Annotated in this window: 12 protein-coding genes and 1 pseudogene; 5 read left to right on the top strand and 8 right to left on the bottom strand. The window is 54.1% G+C overall.

Features of this window, described 5'->3' with window-relative positions; all coding sequences use genetic code 11:
• Positions 1-50 precede the first annotated feature (50 nt).
• Positions 51-884, top strand: coding sequence for a rhomboid family intramembrane serine protease GlpG (gene glpG, locus OGY04_RS22270; protein ID WP_032945236.1), 834 nt, complete (start codon positions 51-53; stop codon positions 882-884).
• A 45-nt stretch (positions 885-929) separates the two neighbouring features.
• Positions 930-1,688 carry a DeoR/GlpR family transcriptional regulator gene (locus tag OGY04_RS22265; RefSeq protein WP_003023499.1) on the top strand — a complete coding sequence of 253 codons (759 nt, stop codon included), beginning with the start codon at positions 930-932 and terminating at the stop codon, positions 1,686-1,688.
• 41 nt (positions 1,689-1,729) lie between these two features.
• On the opposite strand, the gene malT is transcribed toward OGY04_RS22265, so the two are convergent.
• Complete coding sequence (gene malT, locus OGY04_RS22260; RefSeq protein ID WP_003827634.1) at positions 1,730-4,435, bottom strand: HTH-type transcriptional regulator MalT; 2,706 nt, start codon at positions 4,433-4,435, stop codon at positions 1,730-1,732.
• Between the two features lie 618 nt (positions 4,436-5,053).
• Here malT and malP point away from each other — a divergent pair.
• The gene (gene malP / locus OGY04_RS22255) at positions 5,054-7,447 is read left to right on the top strand and encodes a maltodextrin phosphorylase (protein ID WP_286586035.1); all 2,394 of its coding nucleotides are present in this window, start codon (positions 5,054-5,056) and stop codon (positions 7,445-7,447) included.
• A gap of 9 nt (positions 7,448-7,456) precedes the next feature.
• Positions 7,457-9,544: a 4-alpha-glucanotransferase gene (gene malQ, locus OGY04_RS22250; protein ID WP_286586034.1), complete on the top strand. Its 2,088-nt coding sequence runs from the start codon at positions 7,457-7,459 to the stop codon at positions 9,542-9,544.
• A gap of 87 nt (positions 9,545-9,631) precedes the next feature.
• Here malQ and gntT read toward each other — a convergent pair whose 3' ends face one another.
• The 3 genes from gntT to gntX all read right to left on the bottom strand — a co-directional run bounded on the left by gntT (position 9,632) and on the right by gntX (position 12,645).
• Complete coding sequence (gntT, locus tag OGY04_RS22245; RefSeq protein WP_003023507.1) at positions 9,632-10,948, bottom strand: gluconate transporter; 1,317 nt, start codon at positions 10,946-10,948, stop codon at positions 9,632-9,634.
• 379 nt (positions 10,949-11,327) lie between these two features.
• On the bottom strand, positions 11,328-11,903 hold the full coding sequence (gene nfuA, locus OGY04_RS22240) for a Fe-S biogenesis protein NfuA (RefSeq protein WP_003023509.1): 576 nt from the start codon (positions 11,901-11,903) through the stop codon (positions 11,328-11,330).
• Between the two features lie 58 nt (positions 11,904-11,961).
• Positions 11,962-12,645, bottom strand: a complete 684-nt coding sequence (gntX, locus tag OGY04_RS22235; RefSeq protein ID WP_267448916.1) for a DNA utilization protein GntX — start codon at positions 12,643-12,645, stop codon at positions 11,962-11,964.
• Positions 12,646-12,682: 37 nt separating this feature from the next.
• Here gntX and bioH point away from each other — a divergent pair, with 37 nt between their 5' ends.
• On the top strand, positions 12,683-13,453 hold the full coding sequence (bioH, locus tag OGY04_RS22230; protein ID WP_213752613.1) for a pimeloyl-ACP methyl ester esterase BioH: 771 nt from the start codon (positions 12,683-12,685) through the stop codon (positions 13,451-13,453).
• A gap of 44 nt (positions 13,454-13,497) precedes the next feature.
• On the opposite strand, the pseudogene OGY04_RS22225 reads toward bioH, so the two are convergent.
• From OGY04_RS22225 to feoA, 4 genes and pseudogenes are all read right to left on the bottom strand, one after another.
• Positions 13,498-14,001: pseudogene (locus OGY04_RS22225) on the bottom strand (Rpn family recombination-promoting nuclease/putative transposase); the annotation flags it as partial.
• A 233-nt stretch (positions 14,002-14,234) separates the two neighbouring features.
• Positions 14,235-14,471 (bottom strand): [Fe-S]-dependent transcriptional repressor FeoC, encoded by a 237-nt coding sequence (feoC, locus tag OGY04_RS22220; protein ID WP_003023516.1) that lies wholly within the window; start codon positions 14,469-14,471, stop codon positions 14,235-14,237.
• 11 nt (positions 14,472-14,482) lie between these two features.
• Positions 14,483-16,801 carry a Fe(2+) transporter permease subunit FeoB gene (gene feoB, locus OGY04_RS22215; protein WP_003827652.1) on the bottom strand — a complete coding sequence of 773 codons (2,319 nt, stop codon included), beginning with the start codon at positions 16,799-16,801 and terminating at the stop codon, positions 14,483-14,485.
• An 18-nt stretch (positions 16,802-16,819) separates the two neighbouring features.
• Entirely contained in the window at positions 16,820-17,047 is a 228-nt protein-coding gene (gene feoA, locus OGY04_RS22210) for a ferrous iron transporter A (RefSeq protein WP_003023519.1), read from the bottom strand.
• Positions 17,048-17,140: the final 93 nt, after the last annotated feature.

Genomic DNA, 17,140 nt, shown 5'->3' with positions numbered 1-17,140 from the left:
AGAAGGGTATATATACTGTCCTCTTTTGTGTGGATGAAGCGACAGCAACCATGTTGATGATTACCTCTTTTGCTAACCCCCGCGTGGCGCAGGCATTTGTTGATTATATGGCGACACAGGGCGTTATCCTGACGATTCAACAACATCAGCAAACGGATGTCTGGCTGGCGGATGAGTCCCAGGCCGAGCGCGTGCATGCTGAACTGGCGCGATTTCTGGAGAATCCGGGCGATCCGCGCTACCTAGCGGCAAGCTGGCAGTCTGGTCAGACCGACAGCGGTCTGCACTACCAGCGTTATCCATTCCTGGCCACATTGCGCGAACGCGCAGGCCCGGTAACCTGGTTGGTGATGGCCGCGTGTGTGCTGGTGTTTATCGCGATGAACGTGCTGGGCGACCAGGCGGTGATGCTCTGGCTGGCATGGCCGTTTGACCCTTCGCTGAAATTTGAATTCTGGCGTTATTTCACCCACGCTTTTATGCACTTCTCGCTGATGCATATTCTGTTCAACCTGTTGTGGTGGTGGTATCTCGGCGGTGCGGTTGAAAAGCGTCTGGGCAGTGGAAAACTGATTGTTATTACCGTGATCAGCGCCCTGTTGAGCGGCTATGTTCAGCAGAAATTTAGCGGCCCGTGGTTTGGTGGACTGTCTGGCGTGGTATATGCGCTGATGGGCTACGTGTGGTTGCGCGGCGAGCGCGATCCGCAAAGCGGTATTTTCCTGCAGCGTGGTTTGATTATCTTTGCTTTGATCTGGATTGTTGCCGGCTGGTTTGATCTATTCGGCATGTCGATGGCGAATGGCGCTCATATCGCCGGGTTGGCCGTGGGTCTGGCAATGGCGTTTGCCGATACGATGAATGTGCGGAAACGAACTTTGTAGGCCGGATAAGCGTTAGCGCATCCGGCAAAATTTCAGGGAACACTAATGAAGCAAACACAACGACATGACGCGATCATCGAGCTGGTAAAAAAACAGGGATACGTCAGTACTGAAGAGCTGGTGGAGCATTTCTCCGTCAGCCCGCAGACGATTCGCCGCGATCTTAACGATCTGGCCGATCAGAACATGATTTTGCGCCATCACGGCGGCGCGGCGCTGCCATCCAGCTCGGTCAACACCCCGTGGCATGACCGTAAAGCGACGCAGACGGCGGAAAAAGAGCGCATTGCCCGCAAAGTTGCCACGCAAATCCCGAACGGCTCAACGCTGTTTATTGATATCGGAACCACGCCGGAAGCGGTGGCTCACGCGCTGCTTAATCACAGCAATTTACGCATTGTGACCAACAACCTCAATGTGGCGAACACGCTGATGGCGAAAGAGGATTTCCGCATAATCCTCGCCGGTGGTGAACTGCGTAGCCGCGACGGCGGTATTATGGGCGAAGCGACCCTAGACTTTATTTCTCAGTTCCGTCTGGACTTCGGCATCTTAGGGATCAGCGGCATCGACAGCGATGGTTCTCTGCTGGAGTTTGATTATCACGAAGTTCGTACCAAGCGCGCGATCATTGAGAATTCACGGCATGTGATGCTGGTGGTGGACCACTCGAAGTTTGGGCGTAACGCGATGGTGAATATGGGCAGCATCAGTATGGTGGATGCGGTGTATACCGACACGCTGCCGCCTGCTGGTGTGATGCAGGTGATTGCTGACCATCATATCCAGTTAGAGCTGTGCTAAGGTAATTCCAGGCCTGATAAGCGTTGCGTATCAGGCATTAACTAAACGCCGTACCCCATCATCTTCAGCAGCTTCTGCGCATGTTGCACCGCATCCTGGCGATGTGCGACGCCGAGTTTTTGGTACAAATTGCGGATGTGCGTCTTGATGGTCGTTGCCGCGACGGCCAGCTCTCCGGCGATCTGCTCGTTGCTGTAGCCAGAATAAATCAGTCCCAGAACCTGCCATTCGCGCTGGGTCAGCGGGCTGGTGCGGATAAGCTCCGGCACTTCCGGGTGAGTAAGTAGACGCTCAACGAATCCTTCATCGAAGTGGGCGAATTTATGGCGGTGGTGCTGGTTAATCTCACGCAAAATGCGCTGGGCGCGGTGCTGATCGAGTTCCGGTAAGGTATTGAGCTGAATCAGCTGACGCAGTTGTTGCGCCATGGCCTCGCCTTCGATAACAAAGTGGCTGATAAACCCGGTACGGTTCGCCAGCTGTAGGGCGTCGAGTAACACACGCTGGGCGTCATTTTTGCGCCCTGCCTGCCAGTAGAGCTGATTAAGCAGCAACAGGTTGCGGTTCAGATCGCTCATCAGGCGCAGGTTGCGCGCATTTTCATTCAACTCTTCCAGCACAATCTCAGCCGGTTCAAACTCTCCGAGCAGGATTTGTGCACGAGCGATGTTGCGCCACTGGCTTTGCAGGAAGTGGTTATTGGCGAATTCTGGTTTCGGCGTGTGGCGCAGCCAGTTGGCGGCCGAGTTTTTGTCGCCCACCATTTGCCAGTAAATCACCCGCACCTTATCGGCGTTGGAGATCCAGTCGCTGTGATAGTGACCGTTACCCAGCAGGTTTTCCAGGCGGTTGAGCAGGCTGCGAGCGTTATCGAGATCGCCCCGTGCCAGTGAACACTGAACCAGCAGCGCCAGACACTGTAGCTGTTGCTGCGGCTGGAAGGTGGAAAGCAGTTCAATACCGCTACGGGCAGAGGCTTCTGATTCGTCCAGACGCGCCCATGCCCACAGTAGCTGCGCGCGAATACGTACCAGGAATTCGTGCATCGGCAGCTGTTCCAGGTGCTGTTCTTTGATCAGTTGGAACGCTTTTTCCTGAGTTTCCCAGGCGGCCTGTAAAAAGCCCTGGGCAAACAAAATTTCGCTTTGCTGGATAAGACTCCACAGTGCGTAATGCCAGACGTCATGATGGCGCGCCATTTGCTCGGTTTGCTGCATCAACGCCAGAGAGCGCGTGAGATCGCCCTTACAGTGCAGGACTTCGCCGTGCACCGAGGTGGCGACGATCCGGCTATAGAACCAGGCGATGGGTAACTCATCCAGCGCCAGTTTCGCCAGGCGTTCGGCTTCGTCAGGATTGCCGTCGTTAATCGCTACCTGCGCCCGTAAAGCGTTGAATTCGGCGTGCAGTGTCGGCTCCATGTCGCCTTTCATTTCCTGTTCTGCGCGCGCCAGCAAGGTGTTAACCTCTCCGTAGCGGTGCTGGCTTTGCATCAGCCAGGCTTGCAACAGAACCAGACGCGGATTTTCCAGCAGGCTTTCCCACGGCAGGGCTTTCAGCGACTCTTCCAGTAACGTCAGCTCGCTATGGTTAAACAGTCCCCACGCATGATTAAGCAGGATATCGCGTAGCATATGGGCGTCGCCGGCCGCCAGCGCGTGGTGGATAGCTTCGCTGGGGAAGCCTTGCGCCATCCAGCTTTCAGCTGCGGCGCGGTGTATTTCGGGCAGTTCGTTCGCCAGCTCCCATTGGCAGCGCTGGCGTAAAAAGCTGCCAAACAGCGGGTGATAGCTGAACCACTCGCCAACGTCATCCATTCGCTGCAGGAATAACCCCTGGCGCTCAATTTCTTCCAGCCGCATTTGCCCGTTTTCTTCCCCGGTAACGCGGACGATTAGCGCATCGTTCATGGAACGCAGAATGGCGCTTTTCAGCAGGAAGTGACGGGTGCCGAGGTCGACGCTGTCCAGCACTTCATCAACCAGATAATCGGACAAATGGCTGGCGTTGATCCCCGCGAGGCGTCGTGCTGACTGGTGCGCGGAATGATTGTTCTGGCGGGCGGAAAGGGCGATCAATTGTAATGCCGTGGCCCAGCCAGCAACGTCATCGCACATCCGGCTGCTTTCAGCCGCTTCGATGGGGGAGGACAAACGTCGGTCGAAAAATTGTTTGGCTTCCTGATGGTTAAAGGCCAGCTGTTGGCTGCCTATCTCCAGCAGTTGATCGCGTACCCGCAGGTTGGCAATACCCAACTGCGGCAGGTTGCGCGACAGCACGACCAGCGTGAGGTTCTCAGGCTGATGACGCAGGAAGAAACGCATCGCTTCGTGAATGGCCGGATTAGAGATCAGATGATAATCATCTACTACCAGGTAGAGCGGGCGGTGCCACTCGGCCAGTTCGATAAATAGCTGGGCAAACAGTGACGTCAGGCTGGCATACTGACGTTTTTGCACCATCGCTTCGCTGGTGGTGCAGTGTCCACCGGTTGCCTGTTGGATAGCGGCGATCAGATAACTGGCAAAGCGCTCTTGCTGATTATCGCCCTCATCCAGAGAATACCAGCCTAAATCATTTTTCCCTGCCGCCCATTGTGAAACCAGCGTCGTTTTTCCATAACCAGCAGGACTTGTTATCAGGGCAAGCCTGAAATTGTTCGCGCCGGAAAGTTTAGCCAACAGGCGCTCACGAACCACCGTATGGTCGAGTCGAACCGGACGACTTAATTTAGACGGAATCAACATAAGTTAGTCACTTCACTGTGTGAAAATAGGGAAGAATGATTTTTTTTGCGCTTCGTAATTAATAGATATAAGGTCGGCCAGATTGGTGTTTTATGCAAGCTAAGCGGACTTTTTGTGTGTCTGATTTTGCACTATGTCACAAATCTATACATCTATTGCAATAAATGCTTTAAAGAGTCGCAACAGGCGTGGCGACTGGATCCGTCGTTATTTTAACTGTGTTGAAAAATCCCTCTCTTTTTATATGGTTACTCAAATAGCTAATGAATATCACCGAATTTTGTGGCCGACTTAAAAGTTTTATGTGAACTATCTTATCCGGCACAGATATTTCAGGTTAGAAACTATTTCCCTATTTACACATTGTTTCTCATCGTCATATCGCTATTTGATATTGTCGATTAATCCTTTGTTACTAATGCGTCATCCGAAGAGTGTTATGCGGGGTTTGCGCGAATTTACGGGCAATTACCTCCCCTTTAAGTGGTGGTGATCACACTTTTATGCTCATCCCCGCTCCTCCTCCCTCCCTAATCCGTGCCAGGATGAGGAATGTCAACAACGAGCCAGGCAAACTAGCGATAACGTTGTTTTATTACCTAAGGATCTGGAACCCCTATGTCACAGCCTACTTTCAACAAAGATCAATTTCAGGCTGCCCTGACGCGTCAGTGGCAGCGCTTCGGTTTACTGTCGGCTCAAGAAATGACGTCGCGCCAGTGGTGGCAGGCAGTGAGTGGGGCGTTGGCTGAGTTACTCAGCGCCCAGCCTGCGGCGAAACCGGCAAAAAATCAGCGTCACGTCAACTACATCTCGATGGAGTTTTTGATTGGTCGCCTGACCGGCAACAATTTACTCAACCTCGACTGGTATCAGGCGGTGAGCGATGAACTGAAAGCGCATGACGTCAACCTGACTGATCTGCTGGAAGAAGAGATCGATCCGGCGTTGGGTAACGGTGGATTGGGACGCCTGGCGGCCTGCTTCCTTGATTCGATGGCGACAGTCGGCCAGTCGGCGACGGGCTATGGCCTCAACTACCAGTACGGCCTGTTCCGTCAGTCGTTTGCCGATGGCCAACAGATGGAAGCCCCGGATGACTGGCATCGCGGCAGCTACCCGTGGTTCCGTCACAACGAGGCGCTGGACGTGCAGGTTGGGATTGGCGGCAAAGTCACCAAAGAAGGGCACTGGGAGCCTGCGTTTACCATCACCGGCCAGGCCTGGGATCTGCCGGTTCTCGGTTACCGCAACGGTGTAGCGCAACCGCTTCGTCTGTGGCAGGCCAGCCACGCGCACCCGTTTAACCTGACCAAATTTAATGACGGCGATTTCCTGCGCGCAGAGCAGCAGGGCATCGACGCTGAAAAACTGACGAAAGTGCTGTACCCGAACGATAACCACACCGCGGGTAAAAAGCTGCGCCTGATGCAGCAGTACTTCCAGTGCGCCTGCTCCGTAGCCGACATTCTGCGCCGCCATCATCTGGCAGGACGTAAGCTGCACGAACTGGCTGATTACGAAGTCATTCAACTTAACGATACTCACCCGACTATCGCGATCCCTGAACTGCTACGCGTGCTGATTGATGAGCACCAGATGAGCTGGGACGATGCGTGGGCGATTACCAGCAAGACCTTCGCTTACACCAACCACACCCTGATGCCGGAAGCGTTAGAGTGCTGGGATGAGAAACTGGTGAAAGCACTCCTGCCGCGCCACATGCAAATCATCAAAGAGATTAACGACCGCTTTAAGACGTTGGTTGATAAAACCTGGCCGGGTGATGCTGAAGTCTGGGCGAAGCTTGCAGTGGTGCACAATAAACAGGTGCGTATGGCCAACATGTGTGTGGTCAGCGGTTTTGCGGTCAACGGCGTGGCGGCGCTGCACTCCGATCTGGTAGTGAAAGATCTGTTCCCGGAATATCACCAGCTCTGGCCGAACAAATTCCATAACGTCACTAACGGGATTACTCCGCGTCGCTGGATTAAGCAATGCAACCCGGCGCTTGCCGCACTGCTGGATAAATCGCTGAAAAAAGAGTGGGCTAACGACCTCGACCAGCTGATTAACCTGGAAAAATACGCGGACGATGCGAAGTTCCGTCAGCAGTATCGTGACATCAAGCTGGCGAACAAAGAGCGTCTGGTGAAGTTTATTAAAGCGCGTACCGGTATTGAAATAACGACTAACGCTATCTTTGATATTCAGATTAAACGTCTTCATGAGTACAAGCGCCAGCACCTGAATCTGCTGCATATTCTGGCGTTGTACAAAGAAATCCGTGAGAACCCGCAGGCAGATCGCGTGCCGCGCGTATTCCTGTTTGGCGCAAAAGCTGCTCCGGGTTACTACCTGGCGAAAAATATCATCTTCGCCATCAACCAGGTTGCACAAACCATCAATAACGACCCGACAGTCGGCGACAAGCTGAAGGTCGTATTCCTGCCGGATTATTGTGTCTCGGCGGCGGAAATGCTGATCCCGGCGGCGGATATCTCTGAGCAGATTTCAACCGCAGGGAAAGAGGCTTCCGGCACCGGTAACATGAAGCTGGCGCTGAACGGTGCGTTAACCGTAGGTACGCTGGATGGCGCAAACGTCGAAATCGCCGAGAAGGTGGGTGACGAGAATATCTTTATCTTTGGTCATACCGTGGAAGAGGTGAAGGCGCTCAAAGCCAAAGGCTACGACCCGGTGAAATGGCGTAAAAAAGACAAAGTGCTGGATGCTGTCCTGAAAGAGCTGGAAAGCGGGAAATACAGCGATGGCGACAAGCATGCCTTTGACCAGATGCTGCACAGTATCGGCAAGCAGGGCGGCGATCCGTATCTGGTGATGGCGGACTTCGCGGCCTACGTTGAAGCTCAGAAGCAGGTTGACGTGTTGTATCGTGACCAGGACGCCTGGACCCGGGCGGCGATTCTGAATACCGCGCGTTGCGGCATGTTCAGCTCGGATCGCTCCATCCGCGATTATCAGGCTCGTATCTGGCAGGCGAAACGTTAAGGAATCGCGATGGAAAGCAAACGTCTGGATAATGCCGCGCTGGCGGCGGGGATCAGCCCCAATTACATTAATGCCCACGGTAAACCGCAGTCTATTGGCGCCGAAACCAAACGGCGTTTGCTTGACGCCATGCATCGCACCACCGCTGCCACTCAGGTGGCGGTAACCCCGGTGCCGAATGTCATGGTCTATACCGCTGGCAAGAAAATGCCGCTGGCGGTTGAGGGAAATGGAGAGTTTAACTGGCTGCTGACCACCGAAGAGGGCGTGCAGCACAAAGGGCATGCCGTCGGTGGTAAATCTTTTAACCTTCCGGCGAAGCTGCCGGAGGGGTATCACACGTTGACCCTGACCCAGGGCGAGCTGCGTTCCCATTGTCGTATCATCGTGGCACCAAAGCGCTGCTATGAACCGCAGGCGTTGTTAGCCGGGCAGAAGCTGTGGGGCGCATGTGTTCAGCTCTACACCCTGCGATCGGAAAAGAACTGGGGGGTTGGCGATTTCGGCGATCTCCGCACCATGCTGGTGGATGTGGCGCAACGCGGCGGCGCGTTTATCGGGCTTAACCCGATTCACGCGCTGTATCCGGCGAATCCGGAGAGTGCCAGCCCGTACAGCCCGTCGTCACGTCGCTGGTTGAACGTTATTTATATTGATGTAAACGCCGTAGATGATTTCCGTCTGAGTAAAGAGGCGCAGGCGTGGTGGAAGAAACCCGCGACTCAGCAAGCTCTGCAACGCGCCCGCGATGCCGAGTGGGTTGATTATTCTGCTGTTACCGCACTGAAGATGACGGCACTACGTATGGCGTGGAAAAGCTTCTCTGCGCGTGATGATGAGCAGATGGCGGTATTTCGCCAGTTTGTGGCTCAGGAAGGGGATAGCCTCTACTGGCAGGCGGCCTTTGATGCGCTGCATGCGCATCAGGTGAAAGAGGACGCATTGCGCTGGGGCTGGCCGGTGTGGCCAGAAGTTTTCCAGCCAGTGGACTCGCCAGAGGTAAAACGCTTCTGCGAAGAACATCGTGATGACGTAGATTTCTACCTGTGGTTGCAGTGGCTGGCGTATACCCAGTTTGCTGACTGCTGGAAAACCAGCCAGGGCTTTGCAATGCCGATAGGGCTGTATCGCGACCTGGCCGTTGGCGTGGCCGAAGGCGGGGCGGAAACCTGGTGTGACCGCGAGTTGTATTGCCTGAAAGCTTCAGTTGGCGCGCCGCCGGATATTCTCGGTCCGCTTGGGCAAAACTGGGGACTGCCGCCGATGGATCCGCACATCATCACGGCACGCGCCTACGAACCGTTTATCGAACTGCTGCGCGCCAATATGCAGAATTGCGGCGCGTTGCGTATCGACCATGTCATGTCGATGCTGCGTCTGTGGTGGATCCCTTACGGTGAAACAGCCGATCACGGTGCCTACGTGCATTATCCGGTCGACGATCTGCTGTCAATTCTGGCGCTGGAGAGTAAACGTCATCACTGCATGGTGATTGGTGAAGATCTGGGTACCGTGCCGGTGGAGATCGTCAGCAAGCTGCGTGACAGTGGCGTCTACTCCTACAAAGTGCTTTATTTTGAGAATGACCATGAGAAAAACTTCCGTGCGCCGAAAGCGTACCCGGAACAATCAATGGCAGTCGCGGCGACGCATGACCTTCCTACGCTTAAAGGTTATTGGGATAGCGGCGATCTGACGCTGGGTAAAGCACTGGGCCTGTATCCGGATGAAGTCGTGCTGCGCGGGTTGTATCAGGACCGGGAACTGGCGAAACAGGGGCTGCTGGACGCGCTGCACAAATACGGCTGCCTGCCAAAACGTGCCGGTCACAAGGCGTCCCTGATGTCGATGACGCCGATTCTGAATCGCGGCATGCAACGCTACATCGCTGACAGCAACAGTGCGTTGCTGGGCCTGCAACCGGAGGACTGGCTGGATATGGCTGAGCCGGTCAACATTCCGGGGACCAGCGACCAGTACAAAAACTGGCGGCGAAAACTCACCGCCACGCTGGAGCAGATGTTTGCTGATGAGGGCGTGAATAAGCTGATTAAGGATTTGGATAAGCGGCGAAAAGCGGCCGCGAAGAAGAAGTAAGAAAGCCGGGGATTTCCCCGGCTTTTTTATGGTGATGGCTCGTAGCACGTAGGCCTGATAAGCGTAGCGCCATCAGGCTCAGTTTTATCAGACCACCATACCCAGCAGCAGACACCCTACCAGACCGCAGACGGAGATAATGGTTTCCAACATTGACCATGACTTGATGGTTTCACCGATGGTCAGGTTGAAGTACTCCTTGAACAGCCAGAACCCAGGATCGTTCACGTGGGAGAAGATGACGGAACCGGAACCAACCGCAATAACCATCAGCTCAGGGCTTACGCCGGTCGTTGCAATCAGCGGTGCCACAATCCCACCTGCAGTAATCGCTGCAACGGTTGCGGAACCCAGTGCGATACGCAGTACTGCAGCGATAGACCATGCCATCAGCAGCGGAGAAACGTTAGAGCCGTGCATCATTGAAGCGATGTATTTGTCTACGCCGCTATCAACCAGAACCTGTTTGAAGGCACCGCCACCACCGATGATCAACAGCATCATCGCGATGATTTTGATTGAGGACACCAGCGTGTCGTTAATCTGATCCATCGAACGTCCGCGGTTCAGACCAAAAGTGAACATCGCAATCAGCACCGCAATCAGCGTTGCCATGACCGGGTCACCGAGGAATTCTGCAACCGTCAGGAAAGCATGGCCTTTCGGCAGAATCATCTCCGCCACGGCGCGCATTGCCATCAGGATAACCGGGACCAGAGAGGTCCAGACGCTGACGCCAAAGCCTGGCATCTCTTCTTCAGTGAAGGTTTTTGCGCTGTACAGACCTTCCGGGATTGGCTTATCGATGCCTTTCAGGAAACGCGCGTATACCGGACCGGCGAGAATAACGGTCGGGATTGCCAGAATCGTACCAAACAGCAGAGTTTTACCCATATCTGCGTGGAAAATGGTGGCAATAGCGGTTGGACCCGGGTGCGGTGGCAGGAAGCCGTGAGTAACGGACAGCGCAGCCGCCATCGGCACACCAACGTACAGCAGCGGGATGTTAGCAGCGGCAGCAATGGTGAATACCAGCGGCAGCATCAGCACGAAGCCGACTTCGTAGAACAGGGCAAAACCGACGGTGAATCCGGTTAATACCACCGCCCACTGAATGTGTTTTTTGCCGAATTTAGCAATCAGCGTGGTTGCGATGCGCTGTGCGCCGCCGCAGTCCGCCAGCATTTTGCCCAGCATGGCGCCAAAACCCATAATCAGGGCGAGGCTGCCAAGGGTTCCGCCGACGCCGGCTTTAATCGAACCGATGACTTTATCCAGTGGCATCCCTTGCATCAATCCGACAGCAAGCGCCACCAGGACGAGAGCGATGAAGCCGTTCATTTTGAAACGGATCATCAGGAGGAGTAACAAGATTACACCGATAGCAACGATGACTAATGGCATGATTTACCTGGCCTTTACTTTGTTATGGGTAACGTCAGTGTTTAGATGACAAATTCCGATTGTCCCGACCGGGAACAGAGTATTCTCAGCACCAATGCTGGTTGCCTTCAAAACTAATCAGTTTAACTGGCTATTATGTGTGTGTTAGGTGCTGACACAAATGATACGGGTAACATGCTACGCTTGAAAATCACTTGGACAGGCAAAATTTAAAATATGAGAAGCTGGTCAAATTATGCGGGGGATTGTTGCAGGATAAATGCGAAGAAATGTTGGGGTGTAAGCCGGAGACCGCGATTACGCTACCACCCGGCATTAATGCCCGATAGCGACGCGGGTGCGTCTTATCGGGCCTACGGATACTCTACAGGTTCGGGCGTTAGTAGTAAGAGTGCTCGCCGCGCTGGTGTTCGGTTAAATCGCGAACGCCTTTCAGTTCAGGGAATTCAGCCAGCAGCTGCTTCTCTATACCTTCTTTCAGCGTTACATCTACCATTGAACAGCCGTTACAGCCGCCGCCAAACTGCAGAATGGCGTAGCCTTCATCGGTGATTTCCATCAGAGAGACACGACCACCGTGGCCAGCCAGCTGTGGGTTGATCTGCGATTGCAGCATGTACTCCACGCGTTCCATCAGCGGCGCATCATCGGCAACTTTACGCATTTTGGCGTTTGGTGCTTTCAGGGTCAGCTGGGAGCCTAACTGGTCGGTAACGAAATCGATTTCTGCATCTTCCAGATACGGTGCGCTCAGTTCATCAACATATGCGGTCAGCAGGTCAAATTTAATGGCGGTGTCGGTTGCTTCCACGGCGTCCGGCGGACAATAAGAAACGCCGCATTCAGCGTTAGGCGTGCCGGGATTAATCACAAATACGCGGATTTGTGTCCCTTCTTCCTGATTTGCCAGCAGTTTGGCAAAGTGCGCTTGTGCAGCATCGGAAATATGGATCATAGTAATGGCCTAATAGTTGACTATTTTACTTGGTTATAATACGCCCATCATCGAGGCTCTACAAGGTTCGACACAGGCACCATACCTGGACAGTCGCCGCGCCGTTGCGTAAAAGCAGCTGCGCGATTTCCGCGACGGTACTTCCGGTAGTGACGACATCATCCACAATAACCATATGGAGTCCCTGCACCGGCAATTCAAGGCGAAAGGCATTTTTCAGGTTACGTTTACGTAATCGGGCGCTGAGATGGTGCTGTGTGGCGGTTGCCCGAACCCGCGAGATGGTCCGGATGTCCCAGTCGCAACCCAGCCAGCGTGCCAGCGGACGGCACAGTAAATCGCTCTGATTAAACCCTCTGCGCCAGTGTCGACGTTGCCAGAGCGGGACGCTGACCAGCCTGTCCGGTAGAGGAAGGCCGCTGGTGCGCCGGGCCTGTAGTACCTCCAGCAACAGCAAACGTGAAAGAGCGGAGGCTGTTTCGCTGCGTCGTGAAAACTTGAGCTGGTGGATAAGCCCGCTCAACGGCGGAACATAGTCGCTGACGGTAACCAGTCTCTGCCACGGCGGCGGTTTTTGCAGGCAGCGCCCACAGGGAATGACGGTATGAGCGGCAGGGAGTCCACATTGAGGGCACAGGCTGGCGTGTTGACGCGTTGCCCGCGTACAGACTGAGCAGATCCCCCAATGCCCTAACGTCAGGGGCATTCGGCATAGCCAGCACAATCCCGGTACTGTTAGCATAGATGCATCCTTTCAGGCTAAAAGAGAACAATAACTGATGAATGACATCTGGTGGCAGACCCAGGGTTCGGGAAATTGCCATCTTGTGCTGCTGCACGGATGGGGACTGAATGCGCAAGTGTGGCATTGCATAAGCGAGGAACTGAGCTCGCATTTTACGCTGCATCTTGTCGACTTACCGGGATTTGGTCGTAGCCAGGGTTTCGGTGCAATGTCACTGGAAGAGATGGCTGAGCGGGTATTGAAACAGGCACCGGAGAAAGCTATCTGGCTCGGATGGAGTCTGGGCGGGCTGGTCGCGAGTCAGGTAGCGTTAACGCATCCTGAGCGTGTTCAGGCGCTGGTGACCGTCGCGTCTTCTCCTTGCTTTAGCGCGCGGGATGAGTGGCCGGGAATCAAGCCAGAGGTGCTGGCAGGCTTCCAGCAGCAGCTGAGCGAAGATTTCCAGCGTACGGTGGAGCGTTTTCTGGCATTGCAAACGATGGGCACAGAAACTGCGCGTCAGGATGCGCGAGCGCTGAAGAAAACGGTACTGGCTTTACCCATGCCGGACGTCGAGGTGCTCAATGGTGGACTTGAGATCCTGAAAACGGTCAATCTGCGCGAACCGCTGTGCGCGGTGGAAATGCCTTTCCTGCGGTTGTACGGCTATCTTGACGGGCTGGTGCCGCGCAAAGTCGTCCCAATGCTGGATGCACTGTGGCCGCAGAGCGAGTCTTTGGTGTTTGCCAAAGCGGCGCATGCGCCGTTTATCTCGCATCCCGCCGAATTCTGTGCAGCGCTTGTGGCGTTAAAACAGAAACTATAAATTTGATGTGTTGCCCGGTGGTGCCATGCTCGCCGGGCCTAAGATTAATGGCTGCGCGTAGCCAGATCCTCAGCGGTCAGGCCAGTAATTCTGAAGATGGTTAGTGGGTCTATACCATCAGCCTGCATGGTTGATGCAATACGTAATGCTTCCTCTCGTTTGCCTTGTTGCAGACCCGTTTGTAACCCTTCTTGCAACCCTTTCCTATGGCCTTCCTGAAGACCATTAAGGTGCCCTTCCTGTCGTAATCTTTCGGCGATAGTCATCAACTTGTCCTTATGTTGGGGTAAACGTTCGGCGACTTCATGAAGAAACTCGCCAAAGCGTGTGGTGTTACCAGCCTGCATTAAATAATTAAACAAGGCTTTCAACTGGTTGTCATTAGCGTGTCCTTTAACAAGCAGGATGGCCAGTTTTTCTACCAGCCCCATCAAATCGCGTTTACGAATATGCTTTTGGATGAGCTCCAACAGCGCCATCCGGCGATGCTGCATAATCTCGTCATCGGGCACAACAGTGATATCGATCAGTGGAAACGCGGTGCTATACCTGAGAAAAAAGATGACGAGACTCTACTTCCCAGGTTACCAGTAATCATCCACGGATTAATAACGATGCGTGGCTGGCTGGAGGATAGATCTTTTTTGCTGAAATAATGAAATCTGTGTGGAATCCATTACGCAAAAAAGCCGGATATCAGCGTAAACGCGTTATCCGGCCTGGACGTTTGCATCATTTGTAGGCCGGATAAGCGTAGCGCCATCCGGCAAAGAGCATCTGATTAGCGTAAAGCCCACCACTCGCGCAGGCAGGCTTTACCTTCCGGGCAACTTTTGCAGCTTCCGGAAAGACACCCGTCGGCATCTTCCTGAATCCGCACCGCTTTGCCCATCTTTTCTAACTGATTCAACATGGCGTCAATCATGGGCTGCGGGGTATGCAGCGTGTGGCTAATTTGTGTCGCCTCCATGCGCCCCCGCAAAGCCAGTAAATCACGAACCTGAATAAGCGATGCCATTGTCGATAACCTTAGTGGCAATCGCCAGTCGTGCTGGAACAGCAGGAACTCGCCGTCCTGTTGGTTGCCAGCAGTGCGAGGTCCACGCGGCTGCGAGCTCGGCGCAGCAGGCCCAGCAACACGATGTTAAACAGGATGACCGCTAAAATGCACACCAGGCTGTAGGTCGGATGCTCTTTGTAGCTGACCGTCTGATAAAACAGCGTCGACAGAGAGTAGGCGATATTCAGGCCCCACAGAATCGAGAAGCTCATCCAGCCACGGCTGGATTCACGTGCGATAGCGCCCATCACTGAAATGCACGGTACATACAGCAGAACAAAGATCAGGTAGCTGTACGCGGCGGCGGCGCTGCCAAATTTCTCGCCCATCACGCCCATTGCACCGGTAGCCATTTCACCGTCGCCTTTGCTGGCTTCGATAGGGTTAGCCAGCACGCTCAGGCTGAAAGTGTCTTTCAGGCTTTGCCAGGTTTCATCTACCGCGCCGAGCAGCTCGTCACCGAGGTGGAAATCTGCCGGGTTGAACTCTTCTTCCTGAATGTTTTCTGCGGTATAGAGCGTGTTCAGCGTACCGACAACCACTTCTTTCGCCATCGCGCCGGTGAACAGACCTACGGTTGCCTGCCAGTTATCTTCGTGAACACCAATCGGTTTGAAGACAGGGGTAATGACGCGGCTAACGGAAGCCAGAGCAGAGTCGTTGATGTTGTCGACGATTTTTCCGCTCAGTGAGAAGCTGTTAAACGCGCTGAGGAAAATACTGACGATGATGATGACTTTACCTGCACGCAGAACGAAGCCTTTCAGACGTTGCCAGGTTTGAATGATCAGACTCTTAATGTGCGGTACGTGATATACCGGCAGTTCCATCACAAACGGCGTTGCTTCGCCACGCATGATGGTGTGTTTGAGCATCAGGCCGGTCAACACCGCCATGACGATACCCAGTACGTACAGCGAGAAGACCGCCAGCGCGCCGTTCTGACCAAAGAACGCGGCGGCAAAGACGGCGAAAATCGCCAGACGTGCGCCGCAGGACATAAATGGCGCCATCATGATGGTCATCAGACGCTCACGCGGGGCATCCAGCGTACGTGCGCCCATCACCGACGGTACGTTACAACCAAAGCCGACGATCAGTGGGACAAACGATTTGCCCGGCAGTCCCAACGCCTGCATCAGACGGTCCATCACAAACGCAGCGCGCGCCATGTAGCCGGAGTCTTCAAGGAAGGAGAGGAACAGATACATCATGCCGATTTGCGGCACCAGCGGCAGCACGGTGTTAATCCCGCCGCCAAGACCTTGCGCCAGGAAGATGGTCAGCCAGTCCGGGAAGTGCAGCGTATAGCCAATCCACTGAATACCATGGATAAAGAGTGCCACGGAGCCAACATCAAACAACGGCTGCAGCGCGCCGCCAATGTTGATGGCAAGCAGGAACATCAGGTACATCACGAACAGGAAAATCGGCAGACCGAGGAAGCGGTTGAGGATAATTTTATCTACCGCGGTGGTGAAACGGCTCGGCTCTGCCGTCAGGGTATTACTGACGGTATCGCAGATAGCAGCAATGCACTGGTAACGTGCATCGGCAATATGCAGCGCCGGGTCGTCCATTGTCTCACTCAGGCGAGCAACAGCGGCATCAAGGTTTTGTGCTGCATCACCGGCGTATGCACGGCTGTAGATATCGCCTTCGAGCATCTGCAGGCCTAGCCAGCGGCGCTGTTTGAGCGGCATATCTTTGGCCATTGCGTCGGCGAGGGAATCAGCTTCTTGCAGCAGCGGCTGGGCATAATGGACCAGCTCAACGGTGTCGTTTTCTTTGTAGCGATCGATCGCCAGCTTCAGTGCTTCAATGCCGCGGGCGCGGGTGGATACCAGTGGAACCACCGGACAGCCAAGACGAGCGGAGAGGGCGTCGATATCGATACGGATTTGCTGTTTCTCAGCAATATCCAGCATGTTCAGTGCGACGATACAGGGAATACCCAGCTCAAGCAGTTGCAACGTCAGGTAGAGGTTGCGTTCAAGGTTTGAAGCATCGACCACGTTGATCAAGAGATCCGCGTCGCCGCTTAAAATATAGTGACAGGCAATCTGCTCATCGAGAGAGGTTTGGGATGAGATTGTCGTCAGAGAATAGGTGCCGGGTAAATCGACCAGCGTGACCTGGTGGTCCGTCGTGGCGAAATGGCCTTCTTTACGCTCAACGGTAACGCCAGCCCAGTTGCCTACACGCTGGCGCGCGCCGGTGAGCTGGTTGAATAAGGTTGTCTTGCCGGAATTAGGATTACCAATTAAACCAATGGTTAGTTTTTTCATTTTTATAGACTCACTGTATTAACAGGAAACCGCTTCCACTTCTAATAACGCCAGATCCTTCTTACGCAATACCAGACTTACGCGACGCGTTTCGATATGGATAGGATCGCCGAGCGGGGCGACGCGTACCACGTTGAAGGATGAGCCGGGTAGCATGCCAAGTGACAACAGTTTCTGACGATAAGCCGGGCTGATTTCACGGGCAAAACCGGTAATTTTCCACGCACTGTCAGGAGTGAATTGCATAGGGACCTACTTATATCTCGCTAACTGGATGATAACCTCATGGGGCGACAGGGCGGCATGAGACCAGATGATTAGCCAACGTAAGGAAAGAGT

This window comes from Citrobacter sp. Cpo091, assembly GCF_030332645.1.
Classification (GTDB): domain Bacteria; phylum Pseudomonadota; class Gammaproteobacteria; order Enterobacterales; family Enterobacteriaceae; genus Citrobacter; species Citrobacter portucalensis.
The sequence above is the reverse complement of the archived record's forward strand: the minus strand, read 5'-3'. Positions and strand labels throughout refer to the sequence as shown.